The 17,304-nt window shown below is 59.9% G+C and carries 16 protein-coding genes; 8 read left to right on the top strand and 8 right to left on the bottom strand.

Features of this window, described 5'->3' with window-relative positions; genetic code table 11:
- Positions 1 to 67: 67 nt before the first annotated feature.
- The 4 genes from EDF70_RS12935 to denD form a co-directional block, all read right to left on the bottom strand.
- Entirely contained in the window at positions 68 to 1,372 is a 1,305-nt protein-coding gene (locus EDF70_RS12935) for an ABC transporter substrate-binding protein (protein WP_132273908.1), read from the bottom strand.
- 154 nt (positions 1,373 to 1,526) lie between these two features.
- Positions 1,527 to 2,594: a sn-glycerol-3-phosphate ABC transporter ATP-binding protein UgpC gene (ugpC, locus tag EDF70_RS12930; RefSeq protein WP_132273905.1), complete on the bottom strand. Its 1,068-nt coding sequence runs from the start codon at positions 2,592 to 2,594 to the stop codon at positions 1,527 to 1,529.
- Positions 2,595 to 2,662: 68 nt separating this feature from the next.
- Entirely contained in the window at positions 2,663 to 3,433 is a 771-nt protein-coding gene (locus tag EDF70_RS12925; protein WP_132273903.1) for an SDR family oxidoreductase, read from the bottom strand.
- Positions 3,430 to 4,416 carry a D-erythronate dehydrogenase gene (denD, locus tag EDF70_RS12920; RefSeq protein ID WP_132273900.1) on the bottom strand — a complete coding sequence of 329 codons (987 nt, stop codon included), beginning with the start codon at positions 4,414 to 4,416 and terminating at the stop codon, positions 3,430 to 3,432. Before denD ends, EDF70_RS12925 begins: the two co-directional genes overlap by 4 nt.
- Positions 4,417 to 4,914: 498 nt before the next feature.
- Here denD and EDF70_RS12915 point away from each other — a divergent pair, with 498 nt between their 5' ends.
- The 8 genes from EDF70_RS12915 (at position 4,915) to dmeF (ending at position 11,816) form a co-directional block, all read left to right on the top strand.
- Positions 4,915 to 5,916: a LacI family DNA-binding transcriptional regulator gene (locus EDF70_RS12915; RefSeq protein WP_132273897.1), complete on the top strand. Its 1,002-nt coding sequence runs from the start codon at positions 4,915 to 4,917 to the stop codon at positions 5,914 to 5,916.
- Positions 5,917 to 5,973: 57 nt separating this feature from the next.
- Positions 5,974 to 6,762, top strand: a complete 789-nt coding sequence (locus tag EDF70_RS12910; RefSeq protein ID WP_132273895.1) for an HpcH/HpaI aldolase/citrate lyase family protein — start codon at positions 5,974 to 5,976, stop codon at positions 6,760 to 6,762.
- A 35-nt stretch (positions 6,763 to 6,797) separates the two neighbouring features.
- Positions 6,798 to 8,504 carry a D-lactate dehydrogenase gene (gene dld, locus EDF70_RS12905; protein WP_132273892.1) on the top strand — a complete coding sequence of 569 codons (1,707 nt, stop codon included), beginning with the start codon at positions 6,798 to 6,800 and terminating at the stop codon, positions 8,502 to 8,504.
- Between the two features lie 51 nt (positions 8,505 to 8,555).
- The gene (locus tag EDF70_RS12900) at positions 8,556 to 9,527 is read left to right on the top strand and encodes a dihydrodipicolinate synthase family protein (RefSeq protein WP_132273890.1); all 972 of its coding nucleotides are present in this window, start codon (positions 8,556 to 8,558) and stop codon (positions 9,525 to 9,527) included.
- 196 nt (positions 9,528 to 9,723) lie between these two features.
- Entirely contained in the window at positions 9,724 to 9,936 is a 213-nt protein-coding gene (locus tag EDF70_RS12895) for a hypothetical protein (protein ID WP_132273887.1), read from the top strand.
- 87 nt (positions 9,937 to 10,023) lie between these two features.
- Complete coding sequence (locus EDF70_RS12890) at positions 10,024 to 10,317, top strand: hypothetical protein (protein ID WP_245519159.1); 294 nt, start codon at positions 10,024 to 10,026, stop codon at positions 10,315 to 10,317.
- 167 nt (positions 10,318 to 10,484) lie between these two features.
- A complete protein-coding gene (gene dmeR / locus EDF70_RS12885; protein WP_132273884.1) occupies positions 10,485 to 10,757 on the top strand; it encodes a Ni(II)/Co(II)-sensing transcriptional repressor DmeR in 273 nt (90 codons plus the stop codon).
- 51 nt (positions 10,758 to 10,808) lie between these two features.
- Complete coding sequence (gene dmeF, locus EDF70_RS12880; protein WP_132273881.1) at positions 10,809 to 11,816, top strand: CDF family Co(II)/Ni(II) efflux transporter DmeF; 1,008 nt, start codon at positions 10,809 to 10,811, stop codon at positions 11,814 to 11,816.
- A gap of 79 nt (positions 11,817 to 11,895) precedes the next feature.
- Here dmeF and EDF70_RS12875 read toward each other — a convergent pair whose 3' ends face one another.
- The 4 genes from EDF70_RS12875 to EDF70_RS12860 all read right to left on the bottom strand — a co-directional run bounded on the left by EDF70_RS12875 (position 11,896) and on the right by EDF70_RS12860 (position 17,090).
- Positions 11,896 to 12,183 (bottom strand): hypothetical protein, encoded by a 288-nt coding sequence (locus EDF70_RS12875; protein WP_132273879.1) that lies wholly within the window; start codon positions 12,181 to 12,183, stop codon positions 11,896 to 11,898.
- A 236-nt stretch (positions 12,184 to 12,419) separates the two neighbouring features.
- Positions 12,420 to 14,528, bottom strand: a complete 2,109-nt coding sequence (locus EDF70_RS12870) for a S9 family peptidase (protein ID WP_132273877.1) — start codon at positions 14,526 to 14,528, stop codon at positions 12,420 to 12,422.
- A gap of 142 nt (positions 14,529 to 14,670) precedes the next feature.
- Positions 14,671 to 15,618 (bottom strand): asparaginase, encoded by a 948-nt coding sequence (locus EDF70_RS12865; protein ID WP_245519158.1) that lies wholly within the window; start codon positions 15,616 to 15,618, stop codon positions 14,671 to 14,673.
- Positions 15,615 to 17,090, bottom strand: a complete 1,476-nt coding sequence (locus tag EDF70_RS12860) for an amino acid permease (protein ID WP_245519157.1) — start codon at positions 17,088 to 17,090, stop codon at positions 15,615 to 15,617. Before EDF70_RS12860 ends, EDF70_RS12865 begins: the two co-directional genes overlap by 4 nt.
- Between the last annotated feature and the right edge of the window lie 214 nt (positions 17,091 to 17,304).

Below are 17,304 nucleotides of genomic sequence, written 5' to 3'. Positions count from 1 at the left end.
CAAACCTCCTGATAGGGAACGGCGGCACGCCGGTTAAGGCGTGCCGCGTGACTGTCACAAGGTCGGATCAGACGCGGTAATAACGGTTGGCCCGACGTTCGGCCTCCTTCATCGCGTCTTCCGGCGAGCGCTGGCCGGTGACGGCGGCGGCAAACATGTCGACCAGAACATAATCGGCCATGGTGGCGGCCGAGGCATAACCGAGCGGGCCGGCATAACCGTTGGGCCGCAGGGTTTCCGACGCGCGCGAATAGGGCGCGTGGATCGGGTCCGCTGTCCAGATCGGGTTCTTGGCGAAGGATTTCAGTGCCTGGCAGCAATAGGCGCTGGAGCCGGTCAGCCACGCGTTCATCTGGTCAGCCTCCATCATGAACTTGATATAGGCCTTGGCCGCTTCAGGATATTTGGTGTGCTTGAACAGCAGCAGCGAACTGGTCTGGTGCAGTTCCACGCTCTTGCCGACCGGGCCGATCGGAAAGTTGGTGGTGCGGATATCGGCGGCGATCTCCGCCAGTTTCGGGTCGCCCTTGGCGGTGTAATAGACAGACACGCCATTGGCGATCAGCGATACCTGGCCGGCAAGGAAGGCGCGGTTGTTGTTGACGTCCTGCCAGCTTTCCGTGCCCGGAATGAAGGTGGCGTAGAGTTCCTTGGCATAGTTGATCGCGGCCAGCGTTTCGGGGCTGTTGATCGTCACCTTGCCATCAGCATCAACCATCTGCGCGCCGTGGCTCCACAACAGCCAATGCGCATAATTGTTGCCGTCGCCGACGGCCTTGCCGTGCGGGAAGCCGGCCGGCGTGCCCTTGGCCTTCATCGCCTTGCACAATTCGAGGAAACCGGCCGTATCCTTCGGGAACTCGTTGAATCCGGCCGCCTTCACATGGCTGTCGCGGTAAACGACGGCATTGCCGATGGCGGCCAGCGGCATGGCGATGAACTGGTCGCCACGGGCGGCATAGCCGCGCATGCCGTCATACCAGCCACCGTATTTGCCGCCGAGATAGTTGGCGAGCTCGGTGAGATCCACCAGCTTGTCCGGATACTGGTGGGCATCGTCGAACCAGCACATCACCAGATCCGGGCCGGAGCCGACATTGGCGGCAACGGCGGCCTTGGGGCGAATGTCCTCCCAGCTTTCCTTGTCGACACGGACTTCGACACCGGTGGCCTCGGTGAATTTTTTGGTATTGGCGAGCCATGCCTCTTCGTCGCCCTTCACGAACGGCGTCCAGCGCAAAAGCCTCAAGCTCGCGCCGCTTTCCGGCTTGTAGGCCGGTTCGGCCTGCGCGAATGACGGGCGGATGCCCAAACCCGCGACACCGGCAGTGGCGGCGGTTGCTGCGAGAAAGTCACGTCTTCTGATCGTCATGATATTCCTCCTCCAAAACACGGGTCGAAAATCCCCCGGCATCCACTGTCCCGCTTGGTGAATGGCGGCCCTTGCATTCTCGGTTACGGAATGCGCCGACGAGGATGGTGAAACGGGAAGGCTCCTCTTCCTGCCCGTGGCCATCCGCGCGGTATCAGTCGGTCAATCTCTTTCCGCTTTCCACATCGAAGAGGTGAACATGAGTGGCATCGATCGACACGCGCAGCGTTTCGCCCGGCTTGGCGCCGACACGTTCGCGAAACACGCAATTGGCTTCCGTGCCGCCCAGCCGCACGATGAGATGCGTCTCATAACCGGTCGGTTCGATCACCACGATCTCGACCGGGATGCCGTTTGCATCGAGCGCTATATATTCCGGGCGCAGGCCGTAGATCAGGTCGCGGCCGAGCGCTTCGGCCGGTGCGTTGGCAACCGGCAGAACGGTGCCGTCGGTGGCGATGAAGCGGCTGCGATCCTGCGGGTCGAGCTTGCCCTTGATCATGTTCATGGCCGGCGAGCCGATGAAGCCGGCAACGAACAGGTTGGCCGGCTGGTCATACAGATCGAGCGGGCTGCCGATCTGCTCGACCACGCCGTCATGCATGACGACGATCTTGTCCGCCATGGTCATCGCCTCGATCTGGTCGTGGGTGACATAGACCGTGGTGGTCTTCAGCCGCTGGTGCAGTTCCTTGATTTCGGCGCGCATGGCGACGCGCAGTTTGGCGTCGAGGTTGGAGAGCGGTTCGTCGAACAGAAACACTTTTGGATCACGCACGATGGCGCGGCCCATGGCGACACGCTGGCGCTGGCCGCCGGACAACTGGCGCGGATAGCGCTCCAGCAGCTTGTCGAGGCCCAGAATGCCGGCGGCATATTTGACGCGTTTGTCGGCCTCCGCCTTCGGCGCCTTGTTGAGCATCAGCGAAAACGCCATGTTCTGCTCCACCGTCATATGCGGATAGAGCGCGTAGTTCTGGAACACCATGGCGATGTCGCGTTCCTTGGGCGGCAGCGTGTTGACCACCTTGCCGCCGATGCTGATCTGGCCGCCGGAAATGTTTTCAAGCCCTGCCAGCATGCGCAGCAGAGTGGATTTTCCGCAGCCGGAGGGGCCGACGAGGATGACGAATTCGCCATCGGCGATCTCGATGTCCACACCCTTGATGACCGGAAATGCGCCGAACGATTTGCGGACATCGGTGAATTGAACGTCTGCCATGCTCCCTCCCTGGGTATGTTATGAAGTCCCGTCTCTAGTCTCTGCGTATGCGATCGGTCGACTGTGGTTCAGCCGCGCCCGACAAACGGCATCTTTGTCGCCATCACGGTCATCGTCAGCACATTGGCTTCGAGCGGCAGGCTTGCCATGTAGACGACGGCATTGGCGATATGGCTGGCATCGATGGTCGGCTCGACGGCGATATCGCCGTTTGCCTGCATCACACCCTTCGCCATTTTTCGGGTCATCTCCGTCGAGGCATTGCCGATATCGATCTGGCCGCAGGCGATGTCGAAATGGCGGCCATCGAGGGCGGTCGATTTGGTCAGCCCGGTGATGGCGTGTTTGGTGGCCGTATAGGGGGCTGTATTGGGGCGCGGCGCGGTGGCCGAGATCGAGCCGTTGTTGATGATACGGCCGCCGCGCGGCGCCTGCGCCTTCATCAGCCGGAACGCCTGCTGGGTGCAAAGAAATGCCCCGGTGAGGTTGGCAGCGACGATGGCGTTCCAGTCCTCGAAGGACAGTTCCTCCATGGGCACGTTGGGCACGTTGATGCCGGCATTGTTCACCAGAAGGTCGAGCCTGCCATAGATGTTCGAAATCCTGTCGAACAGGGTCCGCACCGAGTTGGGATCTCCGACGTCGGCGGTGACTGCTATGAACTCGGCGCCCGTTTCGTTTGCCAGTTCCGTCGCGGCGGATTTGAGCACGTCCTCGCGCCGGCCGGAGATGACCACCTTGTAGCCGGCATCGCCGAGCGCCTTGGCAATGGCGCGCCCGACACCGGTCCCGCCACCCGTTACCAACGCAATCTGTCCGCTTTTATTCCCTGCCGTCATAAAACTCTGCCTTCCAGTTCGTCTTCGATATGCGCCTGCACGATCTCGTCGAAACTCGCCTCCGCCTTGAAGCCGAGGCTCGAAGCCCGCCGAGCATCGAATTGCGTCGCCCATCCGGCGACGATGCGCTCGATAACCGGATCCGGTTCGCGGCGGATCAGCGCCACCGCCTTGTCGCCAGCAAAGCGGCGCAGCGCCTCGATCTCATCGGCCACGAGAGCGGAAAGGCCCGGCATGGTGAGGTTTCGCCGTGGGCCGATTTTGGCGGTGTCGATGGTTGCCGCATGCACGAAAAAGCCGACAGCCGCGCGCGGGCTGGCAAACCAGTGACGCACCTGATCACTGACCGGCAGGATTGCCGGCTGGCCGACCAGCGGCTCGCGCAGAATATTGGAAAAGAAGCCCGATGCCGCCTTGTTCGGCGCGCCCGGCCGCACGCAGATGGTCGGCAGGCGAATGCCGATGCCGTCGAAAATGCCACGGCGCGAATAGTCGGCGAGCAGCAGTTCGGCGATCGCCTTCTGTGTGCCGTAACTGGTCAGCGGCGTGGTGAAAAACTCGTCGGGGATGATGTCGGGGAAAGGTGTGCCGAATACGGCAATCGATGAGGCGAAGACGAAACGCGGCACATAAGGCTGTTTCAAACCTTCATGGCGGATCGCTTCGAACAGGGCGCGTGTGCCATCGAGATTGACGGAATAACCTTTGTCGAAATCGGCTTCCGCTTCGCCCGAGACGATGGCGGCGAGATGAAAGATCAGGTCCGGGCGTGTGGCGATCAGTGTCGGGGCAATCGTCGCATCGGCGAGATCGGCGGTCTGCACCGTGGTGATCGACTGTAGGCTGGTCGGAACCGGCGGCTGAAAGGCATCCACAAGCGTCAGCCGGCTGATCTCTGCACCCAGCACCTGCGGACTGGCGGCTATCCTGTCGACCAACTTGCGGCCGACCATGCCTGCCGCACCCAAAATCATCACATGCATTCCGGCTTCTCCTCCCAGTGACGCCGTTGATATTTCCGTCCGATGGTTCGCTCCTCACTTCGAACCGCCGGATGACTATTGCTGCATTCCACACGCTCCATGCAACTTCTGGATCGGGCCAGCTTGCAACGATTTGGCCAAGCCCGCAATCGAACATAAGTTTGATATTGCCGGCGCGGATGATGGTGGTGGTCTGGATGCATTATCGACAGGACCGACGCTGTCGCCGGCTCTGACATGGTATTTTGAAACTAAAAGATGATGCCGCGAGCCATTCAAATGACCGGCGGGAAATGTCGTCTTTCCAGCATCCTGCACGGCGTATCCTCCCCAGGAGCCACACAAGTTCAGGCACCATGATAACGGTACCGGTATCGGTAACATGGGCGATTTTGTGCATTTATGTCAAGTGGAGAGAGTTTTCTCCAGCGCATAAAAGTCCTATGACTGTTTGTGCCGCCGACGCGCGGCCTCTACAATTTCGAGGATCTTTCCGGCATGCGCAGATCCACTCTGGAAGAAGTTGCAGCTCTTGCCGGCGTCAGCAAGATGACGGCGTCGCGGGCGCTGCGCGGCGCCTCCGACGTTGCGCCGGAAACGGGTGAACGTGTGCGGCAGGCGGCGAAAAGCTTGAGTTATGTCGGCAACCGGCTGGCGCTTTCCCTGTCTTCCCAGCGCACCAATCTTGTCGCCGTGGTTGTGCCGAGCATGTCCAATACCGTGTTCCCCGAAGTGCTTTCCGGGATCACCACCGGGCTGGAAGGCTCGGGCATGCAGGCGGTATTCGGCATTTCCGATTATGACACCGACAAGGAGCGCGACATCATTCGCGACATGTTGTCGTGGCAGCCCTCAGCGATCATCGTGACCGGTCTCGACCAGCCGGAAGAGACCGTGCGTATGCTGAAACTGGCCGATATCCCGGTTATCCAGCTGATGGATCTCGATGGCACGCCGGTGGATTTTAATGTCGGCCTGTCGCATGGGGATGCCGGCCGCGACATGGCCGTGGCGCTTCTGGCAGCCGGGCGCAAAAAGATTGCCTATGTCGGCAGTGCGCTTGAAAAGGATCTGCGGGCGGTGAAGCGTAAATCGGCCTTTGCCAAGGTTCTGGCAGCGCAGGGTCTGGCTTTTGCCGCCGAGCAGCTCGATGACGACTTTTCCTCCATCGCACTCGGCAAGCGGCTGACGACGCGCCTCATCGCGGCAAAACCGGATATCGATTGTATCTATTATTCCAATGATGACATGGCGGCCGGCGGGCTTTTCGCGTGCATGGAGCATGGCATTGCCGTTCCATCGCAGATCGTGCTTGCCGGCTTTAACGGGCTGGATCTGACGGATAGTTTGCCGGCACCGATCGCCACGAGCAAATCGCCCAGGCGGGCGATGGGCGAGGCGGCGGCGAGACTGATCACCGATGCGATGGCAAACGGCGGCGTTTCGGGACCGAAGACGATCGTGTTCAAGCCGCCGATTATCGGCTTGGGCGTGGCTTGAGAAATCGCCTTTTCAGGCGTTGAATGAACAGCATTTCGAGGAGTTGATGGGAGCGACATGACCGAGAATGGGTTCAAGACAGCGATTGGCAAGCATCAGAAACAGTTCGGACTTTGGCTTTCCACCGGGGAGGCCACGGTTGCCGATATCGTCGGACGCACCGGTTTCGACTGGCTGGTGATCGATGGCGAACACGGGCCGAACGACCTGCGCAGCATCATGCGGCAGTTGCAGGTTCTCGATGGCTTGCCCGTCGAGCCGGTTGTGCGGCCGCCGGTCGGTTCGAAGTGGATGATCAAGCAACTGCTCGATATCGGCGCCCGCACACTGCTGATCCCGATGGTGAACACGCCGGAAGAGGCAGCGGAATGCGTGCGCTCCGTGCGTTATCCTCCCAATGGCGACCGCGGCATGGGAGCGATCGTTGCCCGCGCCTCGCGTTACGGCACGATTGCCGATTATGCCGCAAAGGCGAGCGACGAAATTTGCCTGCTGGTGCAGGTGGAAACGAAGGAGGCGCTGGAAAACCTGGAGGCGATCGCCAGAACCGATGGTGTCGATGGTGTCTTCATCGGCCCGGCCGATCTTTCCGCCGATATGGGTTATCCGCTGAAAAGCGACGAGGTCCTGTCGGCGATCGATGCGGCCATCGAAACCATCATCGCCGCCGGCAAGCCGGCCGGTATTCTCACCTTCGATGAAGAACTCAACCGGCGCTTTATCGCAAAGGGAGCGTCCTTCGTGGCCGTCGGTGCCGATCTGACGGTTCTTCTGACGAGCCTCACCTCGCTCGCCAACCGCTACAAGGATGGGGACGCTTCGCAGCCGATGGTAAGCAGTTATTAGGCCACGCGCTGTGCTGGGGTGGAGGCCCGAAACGGATGGATGATCTTCTTGAAAAACTGCGCGATGCCGTCGGAAAGCGGCATTGCCTGACGGGTGACACCGCAACCCGGCGTTTCCGGCAGGGTTATCGTTACGGGGGAGGAGGCGCCTTCGCGGTGGTGCGGCCGGGCACGCTGGTGGAAATGTGGCGGGCCTTGCAGGCCTGCCATCAGGCCGGTGTCGTGATCATCATGCAGGCGGCCAATACCGGTTTGACCGGCGGATCGACACCGGTGCCGGAAGGGTATGGCCGCCCGGTCGTGGTCATCAACACGCTGCGTCTTCGCCGGCTTGATCTCGTCAATGGCGGAGAGCAGGTGGTTTCGCATCCGGGCGTCACGCTCGACCAGCTGGAAAAGGCGCTGAGGCCGATCGGTCGCGAGCCGCATTCGGTGATCGGTTCCAGTTGCATCGGCGCCTCCGTGACCGGCGGCGTGTGCAACAATTCCGGTGGTGCGCTTATCCGGCGCGGTCCCGCCTTCACGCAGTTCGCGCTTTATGCCCGCGTCGATGCGAATGGCGAACTGCATCTGGTCAACAATCTCGGCATATCGCTGGGCGAAGCTCCTGAAGATATTCTGCGGCGGCTTGACGAGGGTCGGTTCGACGAAAGCGATATCGTCGAGGTCTCGAACCTGCATGCCTCCGATCATGAATATTGCGACCATGTGCGCGACATCTCGGCAGACACGCCGGCGCGCTTCAATGCCGATCCGCGGCGTCTCTACGAGGCTTCCGGTTCGGCTGGCAAGCTGGCCGTCTTTGCGCTGCGGCTCGATACGTTTGCTGCCGAAGAGGAGACGCAGGTCTTCTATATCGGCAGCAACGATCCGGCCGAACTCGAAACCATCCGGCGTGACATTCTGGGAGGTTTTGCAAACCTGCCGATTGCCGGTGAATACATGCACCGTTCCGCCTATGATGCCAGCGGGCGTTACGGCAAGGATCTGTTCCTCTATATTCAGGCCTTTGGCACGGACAAGGTGCCGCTGGCCTTCGCGTGGAAAAGCCGGTTCGATGGCGTGACGGAAAAGCTCGGGTTCGGCGGTACCGTCAGTGACCGGATCCTGCAATTCGTTTTCGACCGAATGCCCAACCATCTGCCGCGCCGCATGAACGATTATCGTGACCGCTACGAACATCATCTCCTGCTGAAGATGGGCGATGCCGGTATCGACGAGGCGCGCGCCTATCTCGCCGCCCGTTTTCCCTCGGCAAACGGCGATTATTTCGAATGCGACGAGAAGGAAGGCAAGGCGGCGCTGCTCAACCGCTTCTCCGTCGGTGGCGCCATTGTGCGCTATCGTGCCGTACATCCAAAAACGGTGGAGGATATCGTCGCGCTCGATATCGCGCTGCCGCGCAATACGCTCGACTGGTTCGAGATACTGCCGTCGGAGATTTCGCAAAAGATCGAATTCACCATGTATTGCGGCCACTTCTTCTGCCACGTCCTGCATCAGGAATATCTTGTGAAAAAGGGCGAGGATTGCGACGCGATCAAGCACGAGATCCTGGCGTTGCTGGAAGCGCGGGGTGCCAAATATCCGGCCGAGCACAATGTTGGCCATCTTTATGAGGCGGCCGAAAGCCTGAAAGCATTCTACCGCGAGCTTGATCCGACCAACACATTCAATCCCGGCATAGGCAAGACGTCGCTCAATCTCGACTGGAAAGATGCCGGTTATTTCGCCCAGTCTTGAGGTTGCAAAGACCCATGATGGCTATGGGAAAACTATGCGGCTCTCTGCCACATGGTCTCGCTTTCCTATGTGGATGAGGATTATGCCGTGCCGCTTGAACAGGAGCGGGAGATGCGGATGCGCGGGCGATTATCGAATATCAGAACGGCGACGGCGCTGGCAACGCCATTCGATGGTGCCGGGATTGACCGTGCCGGTTTGATGACCGCGATCGACCGGCAGGTGCTTGCGGGCGTAGATGGTGTCATCGTCTGTGATGTGACCGGTGAGGGATATTCGCTGACTGATGCCGAGCGCGATATCGTGCTTTCGACCTGCCTAGAGCAAGCCGGAGGCCGTCTTGCCGTAATCGCTGCCACCGGTACTTACGGCACTGCGCGCAGCATCGCACTGACGCAGCGCGCGCAACAGCTCGGCGCCGATGGCCTGCTCGTTACCGTTCCCTATTATTCAAAACCGACCAAGGCCGGTGTCGCCAATCACTTGCGCAGCATTGCCGATGCCACCCACTTGCCGATCATCATCGATGACGATCCGCAGCGGACAGTCATCGAAGGCGGGGCGACGCTCCTCTCGGCGCTGATGGACGTGGAGAATATTGTTGGTATTCGCCACGGCGCGGGGCGTCTTTTGGCATTTGTGCATCTCGATCCCGTTTTGCGCCGTCGGTATCATCATTATTGCGGCGACGAGGTCGATGTGCCCGCGTTTCTCGCCTGTGGTGGGCATGGTGTCGTGTCGCCCGCCGGCAATCTGTTCCCCTTTCTGCTGGCGGCAATGGGGCGTGGATTTCCCGGTGCGTCCGCCCGGTTCGCGCAGCAGATGGCGGCGCTGCTACTGGCGACCGGCGGCCAGTGGGATGCGTCCGCCATAAAGGCGGCCGGTGCCATTCTCTGGGGCAGTGCCGATGCCGTGCGGCTGCCGCTGGTCGGGATCGACGCCGAGATGCGCGATGCGTTGCAACGGTTGCTGGCCAGCCATGAAGCACCTGTCGAGGAATGCAGATCGCCGGTCGTTGCCTGAGCCGAACGCGAGGCAAATGGCCGGCTCGATCGCGTTTGCCCGCATTCCTATGAAACGCCAACATCTTCGCAGCGACCCTCCAATCGAAAACATATGACTGGGCGCATACCTTCCAGACTGCACACCGCAGCAAATGCATAGGCAAGCCGAATTGCAGGATTTTTGAAAGGGTGTGCAGGACATGGAGTATGAAACGATGAACAGCAAAATGCTTTCCCATCAGCTGGCCCGTCCCCATCACCAGCGCCGTCGTCTTGCGCCGGTCGTGAGTCGTGATGTTGTCCGTCGGGCTCCGGCTGTGATTGCCGATGAGGCCGCCCGTCAGACCGACTGGCAGGCGTTTGTGCGCCTCGCGGTCGTGCTGATCGTGACCGGCCTCGCCACAGCGGTTCTGCATTCGATGCAATAGAGCGCCGCGCGTTCAATCGGGTCCGAAAGCGACGCCGACTGTTTGAAACACCTTAACCGAATGCCTTTTCAGGAAGGAACTTCTCCCATGGGCAAAGCAATGATGCATGACAATCCGGCCACATTTTCGGGCGTCCGCTTCACAGTCGGTCGCGACAAGAAAGGGTGCTGGATCGTGCAGGACCGGGACGGACTGGTCGGCGGCATTTTTCGCGATCGGGCTTCGGCCGTGCATTTTGCAATGTTTGAAAGTGATCACCAGCCGGGCGCCGTCTGCTGCCTGCCCGATGGTGCAATCGCTTCCGGCGCTGAACAAGCTGCACTCAATGTCGGCAGCCGCAATCGGCTATCGTCTGATCGCCCCGCCTTCCGTCTCGTGTGAGCAAGAGTGCGCGCGCTGCTGCTGGTCGGTGGCATTACACTGGCGGCTGTCCTGCTGACGACATTGAGCAATCTCTGACGATTTCCCTGCAAGGGCGCCAAGCGGCGCCCTTCTTGCATCTGTTCGACTGTCAATATAGGGTAGCCCCCTATAGTAATGAGGCCATCATGTCGCACACCATTCGGGAACAGGCAAAGCTTTTGGCGCGGGTACGGCGCATGAAGGGACAGATGGAGGCCGTCGAGCGGGCGCTTGAGGCGGAAGCTCCTTGCGGACAGATCCTGCAGCAACTGGCATCGATCCGTGGTGCCCTTTCGGGCCTGACCGGCGAGGTGATGGAAGATCATCTGCGCGAACACGTCCTGCATGCCGAAAGCGAAAAGGAGCGTGCCGCCGCCGTTGATGAACTGGCGGAAGCGCTCAGAACCTACATTCGCTGAAAATTACGGAATTCGACGGCGGCGCAGCTATTCAGGCAAAAGGAAAATGCCATGTCCCTATCGACGGACGCAATGGAACACGAGCACGTCTTTCTCGGTCGCGATCATGATCGCAACGAGCGACGTGTGTGGGCGGTCATCGCACTCACCACGGCAATGATGGTGGCGGAAATCATCGCCGGCACGATTTATGGTTCGATGGCGCTGCTGGCCGATGGCTGGCATATGTCCACGCATGCTGGCGCCATGCTAATTGCCGCCGTCGCTTATCTCGTGGCGCGAAAACAGGCGCGCAACCGCGATTTCACCTTCGGCACCGGCAAACTCGGGGACCTGGCCGGTTTTGCCAGCGCCATCGTACTGGGCCTGATAGCGCTGTTGATCGCCTGGGAAAGCGTGCTGCGCCTCGCCAATCCGGTCGCCATCGATTTCAGTCAGGCCATTCTGGTCGCCACGCTTGGTCTGGGCGTCAATCTTGTCAGTGCGTGGTTGCTGAAGGATGATCACGCGCATCATGGCCACCATCACGGCGATGCGCATCTCCACGATCACGATCACGATCACGATCATGCGCATGACCACCACCATGATCACGGGCATGCTCATCAGCATCATGGGCATGTTGCTCACGCCGGCAAGGACAACAATCTGCGCGCTGCCTATCTGCATGTGCTGGCGGATGCGCTCACCTCGGTTCTGGCAATCGTGGCGCTGGCCCTTGGCAATCTTTACGGCTGGACATGGCTCGACCCGATCATGGGTGTCGTCGGTGGTCTGGTCATTGCCCGCTGGTCGTGGGGGCTGGTGCGCGTGACGTCCGGCGTGCTTCTCGATGCGCTTCCGCAAGCAAAGGCGATGTCGAAGGAAATCCGCACACGGATGGAGAACGAAGGTGATCGTGTCACCGATCTGCATATCTGGCAGGTTGGCCCCGGTCACCATGCCGCGATCATCGCAATCTCCGCGGAAAACCCGCGCGCTCCGGCTTTTTACAAGGAAAAGCTGAAGGCGATGGAGGGGCTATCCCATGTGACCGTGGAAGTGTCGCCGCAGGCGTGAGGCAAAAAGAAAAGGTGTGCTGCGATCCGCCAATCGCAACACACCTTCGCCCTCGTGAGTCTTGTCAATCCGACCGAAATCAATTGTAGTCGGAGAATTCCTGATAGGCGCCCTCTACCCATTCAATCGACGGAGCGGCCGTCTGCATGAGAGGAGTATCGCTGTCGTCATCGTATTCGCTGCTTCCTTCGACAGCCCACAGTGCGCTGGCAAGAGAGCTCGACAGAAGTGTACTGCTGCCCGTCAGTGCAAATGCAGAGCGTTGGCGTGCTTCGACTTCTCGCTGCGGGACTTCCTCGGTCGTTCGGTCAATCTCGTATGACCGATGGGAGTAGCCATATCCGCTCAGTCCGCTGTCTATTTTCATGCGGTCTGTTCCGTTTCTGGTTCCGTTAACCAATAGTTAACAAGGGAACCTTGCGCGGAGCTTGCGTTTTAGCGGATGCGAAAATGAAAAACCGCTGCTTTACGCCGTTTTTCCGGATTTTTGAATGGTTTCAAAAGAATTATTGTGCGGCGCACAAATTAGAAAAAGCGTCGTGAAAAGATCGGCAAGCTGATGCAGCCGCCCAAAGGGCAGGCGGCCGCACCAAAACCATGAACTTACATCTTGCCGGCGACCTTGATGGCGAATGCATATTCGAAGGCGATTTCTTCCAGTCGCTGGAATCGTCCCGATTTGCCGCCATGGCCGGCTGCCATGTTGGTTTTAAGCAGGATCGGCGCCGTTCCGGTCGTGTTTTCCCGCAGCTTCGCCACCCATTTGGTCGGTTCCCAGTAGGTCACGCGCGGATCGGTGAGGCCGGAGATGGCCAGAATCGGCGGGTAGGCGCGGCCGGTGACGTTGTCGTAAGGCGAATAGGCCGCGATCCAGCGGTATTCCTCTTCCGAATCGATCGGGTTGCCCCATTCAGGCCATTCCGGTGGGGTCAGCGGCAGTGTGTCGTCGAGCATCGTGGTCAGAACGTCAACGAAAGGCACGGCGGCGATGATACCGGCGAACTTTTCCGGTGCCATGTTGGCGATTGCGCCCATCAGCATGCCGCCGGCAGAGCCACCTTCCGCGATAATCCGGTCATAGGCCGTGAACCCGGTCGCCACGAGATGATCGGCGGCGGCAATGAAGTCCTTGAAGGTGTTCTGCTTGTTCTCCATCTTGCCGTCTTCGTACCAGGCAAAACCCTTGTCCTTGCCGCCGCGGATATGGGCGATGGCGTAGACGATGCCACGGTCGGCGAGCGACAGGGCATTGGTCGAGAACGAGGCCGGGATGGTCATGCCATAGGCGCCGTAACCGTAAAGCAGGCAGGGCGATGAACCGTCGAGCGGCGTGCCCTTCTTGTAGAGAAGCGAAACCGGCACCAGTTCGCCGTCATGGGCGGGTGCCATGACACGACGGGTGACATAGTCATCCGGGTTGTGACCGGACGGAATTTCCTGGGTCTTCAGCAGCGTGCGCTCACGCGTGACCATGTTGTAGTCAAACAGCTGCGTCGGCGTCGTCATCGACGAATAGGAGAAACGGATCGTGTCTGTTTCGTATTCGGCCGCACCGGACAGGCCGAGCGAATAGGCTTCCTCGTCGAAGGCGATCGCATGTTCTTCGCCAGAGATACGGTCGCGGATGACGATCTGCGGCAGGCCCTGCATGCGCTGCAACCAGATCAGATGGCGTGCATAGGCCATATGCGAAATGATCAGCCGGCCCGGCTCATGCGGCACGACTTCCTTCCAGTTGGCCTTGACAGGTTCGGAAGCCGGAGCCTCGACGATCTTGAAATCCTTGGCGTCACCGTCATTGGTGAGGATGTAGAAGACGTCACCGCCTTCGGTCATCGAATATTCGATACCTTCTTCGCGTTCCGCCACCAGCTTTGGCTCGGCGGTCAAATCGGAGGTCGGGATCAGCCGGTATTCGGACGTTTCATGGTCGTGGATGTCGATATAGATGAAGTCGTCGAGCAGCGATCCGCCGACGCCCATGAAAAAGCCGGGATCCTTCTCTTCGAACACCAGCCGGTCTTCCGACTGTTTCTGGCCGACGATATGGTGAAACACTTTTGACGGACGGTGGTTCTCGTCCTGCAGCGTGTAGAAGAAGCTCTTGCCATCGGGAGCCCAGACGCCACCGCCTGCCGTGTTTTCGATGACGTCGTCCAGATCTTCACCGGTGCCAAGGTCGCGGATGCGCAGGGTGAAATATTCGGAACCCTTGTCGTCGTAACCCCAGATACCTCTGGCGTGATCGGTCGTGTGGTCAATGCCGGCGAGGCGGAAATAATCCTTGTTCGCCGCTTCCTTGTCGCCATCAAGCAGTGTCTGCTTTTCACCGCCATCGCGGGGCGTGCGGAAATAGTGCGGCTGCTCGCCGCCGGTAACGAACAGCGAGCCATAGGCAAACGGTCCGTCCTTCATCGGTACGGAACTGTCGTCTTCCTTGATGCGGCCGCGCATTTCGGCAAACAGGGCCTTCTGCAGATCGGCGGTGTCGCCGAGTGCCGCTTCCATATAGGTGTTTTCGGCCTCGAGGTGCTTGCGGATTTCCGGATCCAGCAGGCTCGGATCCTTGAACATCGCCTGCCAGTTGTCGGCGCGCAGCCAGGCATAATCGTCGGTGCGGGTAATGCCGTGATGGGTGTCGCTGACAGACTTCTTTGGCGCGATGGGGGCGACAGGAAGGTTGGCGAAAGGCGATTTCGGGGAGGCGGCCAAGAAAACACTCCGGATTGTATAAGGGAGTGCCAGAGATAGGCGCCGGAGTGCGGCGAAGCAAGCGGCGGATAAATCTAACTTATGCTTGCCTTGCCAATGGTAAATTCCCGTTCAGTTTCATGCAGCGGTACCAGATGAAGCGTTACGCGACAGACTGCGCAAACGCTTCGCTGATGGTCTCGCCGGTCGCGCCTGCCGCAACAAGGCTGGCGAGCAGTATTCTCGCCTGACCGGGGCGCAGATTGTGCGACAGCACCGCACCCGCCTGGGCAAGATCATGGCCGCCGCCGCCGCCGCCATAGGTCGATGTCAGCCCGCCCTGCGGAACACGGCTCGATGTCACGACGGGGATCTGTTTTGCAATGCACCGTTTTGAGGCTTCAACCACCGACGATGTGGCATTGCCGGAACCCAGTGCTGCCAGAACGATGCCTTTCGCACCCGTTGCCAGGCTGTGGTCCAGAAACGTGCCGTCACCACCCGGATAGACGGTGATGATATCGATCCGTACCGCGCTCACATCTGCCGGCAGATGCAGTATGGGGTTTTGCACCGGCATCGATTGCCGGAAGGCGTCGCCGTTATCGGTGGCGTGCTTGTAAAGCCCCCAGGCCGGATGAATCTTTCCGCCAAAGCAGACCAGCACGCCGCGTCTGGTGTTGGGATGATCGACAGCGGCACGCACGGCTGCTGCCAGATTGGCCGGGCCGTCCGTGCGCTCGTCATCGGCCGTAAACTGCGCGCCGGTCAGAACGACCGGCTTGGTCAACTGGTGCTGCAATTGCAAAAGCAGCGCCGTCTCTTCCATGGCGTCGGTTCCATGCAGAACGACGATGCCATCGATGAGCGGGTCCCTGATCAGCAGGCCGACGGCATTGCTGATTGCCTGCATGTCGGCAAGCGTCAGGCTGGCCGAATCCTTTGCCATCAGATCGATGACTTTCAGATCGACGCCCGCATCCGGGATCAGGCCGATGAGGCTGTCGCCATCGAGGCTCGGGCGGCTGACGCCGTCCGAGTCCCGCTGGCTGGCAATGGTGCCGCCGGTGGTGACAATCGCCACCAACGGCTTTTTCTCGAATGCGATCACAATGCGGTCCCATCTGTCACGGCCGTCTGTTTGGCGGCGTTTTCGGCTGCGACTGCTGTAATGCGGTCACGCGCCAGATACCAGCCGATGATCAGGGCCGGGATGATTATGATCAGCGAGCCCATCGTCCAGCTGCCGACCGGATAATCCAGTGCCATCAGCACCAGCACGCTGAACAGGAAGACAAGCGTGATGATGCCGGTATAGGGGGCGCCGAACATGGCAAAATCCGGCCGCTGCATCTTGCCCTTCTTTGCAAGGCTCCAGAGCTTCAGTTGGCACAACACGATCACGGCCCAGGCGCTGATGATGCCCAGTGCCGCAAGGTTAAGCGCGATCTCGAAAGCCATTGCGGGCACGATGGCATTGAGGACGATGCCGATGGCCGTCACTGCAGCGGTGACAGCGATGCCGCGATAAGGCACGCCGGCCTTGTTCATCTTGGCAAGTGCCGCCGGAGCGGAGCCGGACACGGCCATCGAATGCAGGATGCGTCCGGTCGAATAGAGGCCGGCATTGAGTGACGAAAGGACGGCCGTCAGCACCACGAGGTTCATGATGACATCGGCGCCCTGAATGCCGATCGCGCCGAAGAACGTCACGAACGGGCTCTCGCCTGCCTTGTAGGCGCTATAGGGCAGGAGCAGCGAAAGCAGCACGACCGAGCCGACGTAAAACACCAGCAGGCGTGCGACGACGGTGCGGATGGCGCGCGGCATGATCTTGCGCGGATCTTCGGTTTCGCCGGCAGTGGTGCCGATCAGCTCGATCGAGGCATAGGCGAAGATCACGCCCTGAATGATCACGAAGGCGGGCAATATGCCGTTGGGCAGAAAACCGCCATTGTCGGTGATGACGCTGAAGCCGGTGACATGGCCTTCGATCGGCGTGCCGAAGATGACGAAGTAGACGCCGACGATCAGGAAGATTGAAAGCGCCAGAACCTTGATGAGGCTGAACCAGAATTCCAGTTCGCCAAACACCTTGACCGACAGCATGTTCATGGCCAGCACGACCAGCAGCGCGACAAGCGCGAACACCCATTGGTCGATGCCGACAAGAAAGGGCACGTACTGCTTGAAGAAGTTCATGTAGAGGGCGACGGCGGTGACATCGGCCACGGCGGTCATCGCCCAGTTCAGCCAGTACATCCAGCCGACGGCGAAGGCCATTTTCTCGCCGTAGAATTCACGGGCGTAGGATACGAACGAGCCCGAGGTCGGGCGGTGCATGATCAGTTCGCCAAGCGCGCGCAGAACCAGAAACGCAAAGAAGCCGCAGATCGCGTAAACGAAGATGAGCGCGGGACCGGCCGCGGCCAGACGGCCGCCGGCGCCGAGAAAGAGGCCGGTACCGATGGCGCCGCCAATGGCGATCATCTGGATCTGGCGCGGTTTGAGGGCCTTCTGGTAACCAAGCTCCTCGGCAAACTCGATGCCTTTTTCAGCCTTGGCCTGTATCGATTTATCCACTGAAACGCTCCTCCCTAGAGCTTCCACATCCTTTGCCGGTGAGGCCGGATGTTGTTCGATCATGCGTTTGTTTCGTCGTGAAGCCTGTAATGCTGTAATACAGATTTTGCTTTCATAGTGCCAGGATCATGGTTTCGTCAAGTTTGATGAAATTCATTTGACGGTTTTGCAAGGAGAGGAGTAGGTATTTAAATCTGTCATACAGCATGACAGA

This window comes from Neorhizobium sp. JUb45, assembly GCF_004343585.1.
Lineage (GTDB): Bacteria > Pseudomonadota > Alphaproteobacteria > Rhizobiales > Rhizobiaceae > Neorhizobium.
This window is presented reverse-complemented; position numbering and strand designations above follow the sequence as displayed.

Bases quoted from the DNA above. Each gene is read 5' to 3' on its own strand.
- EDF70_RS12935 (WP_132273908.1), bottom strand. From the start codon at position 1,372: ATGACGATCAGAAGACGTGACTTTCTCGCAGCAACCGCCGCCACTGCC.
- ugpC (WP_132273905.1), bottom strand. From the start codon at position 2,594: ATGGCAGACGTTCAATTCACCGATGTCCGCAAATCGTTCGGCGCATTT.
- EDF70_RS12925 (WP_132273903.1), bottom strand. From the start codon at position 3,433: ATGACGGCAGGGAATAAAAGCGGACAGATTGCGTTGGTAACGGGTGGC.
- denD (WP_132273900.1), bottom strand. From the start codon at position 4,416: ATGCATGTGATGATTTTGGGTGCGGCAGGCATGGTCGGCCGCAAGTTG.
- EDF70_RS12915 (WP_132273897.1), top strand. From the start codon at position 4,915: ATGCGCAGATCCACTCTGGAAGAAGTTGCAGCTCTTGCCGGCGTCAGC.
- EDF70_RS12910 (WP_132273895.1), top strand. From the start codon at position 5,974: ATGACCGAGAATGGGTTCAAGACAGCGATTGGCAAGCATCAGAAACAG.
- dld (WP_132273892.1), top strand. From the start codon at position 6,798: ATGGATGATCTTCTTGAAAAACTGCGCGATGCCGTCGGAAAGCGGCAT.
- EDF70_RS12900 (WP_132273890.1), top strand. From the start codon at position 8,556: ATGGTCTCGCTTTCCTATGTGGATGAGGATTATGCCGTGCCGCTTGAA.
- EDF70_RS12895 (WP_132273887.1), top strand. From the start codon at position 9,724: ATGAACAGCAAAATGCTTTCCCATCAGCTGGCCCGTCCCCATCACCAG.
- EDF70_RS12890 (WP_245519159.1), top strand. From the start codon at position 10,024: ATGGGCAAAGCAATGATGCATGACAATCCGGCCACATTTTCGGGCGTC.
- dmeR (WP_132273884.1), top strand. From the start codon at position 10,485: ATGTCGCACACCATTCGGGAACAGGCAAAGCTTTTGGCGCGGGTACGG.
- dmeF (WP_132273881.1), top strand. From the start codon at position 10,809: ATGTCCCTATCGACGGACGCAATGGAACACGAGCACGTCTTTCTCGGT.
- EDF70_RS12875 (WP_132273879.1), bottom strand. From the start codon at position 12,183: ATGAAAATAGACAGCGGACTGAGCGGATATGGCTACTCCCATCGGTCA.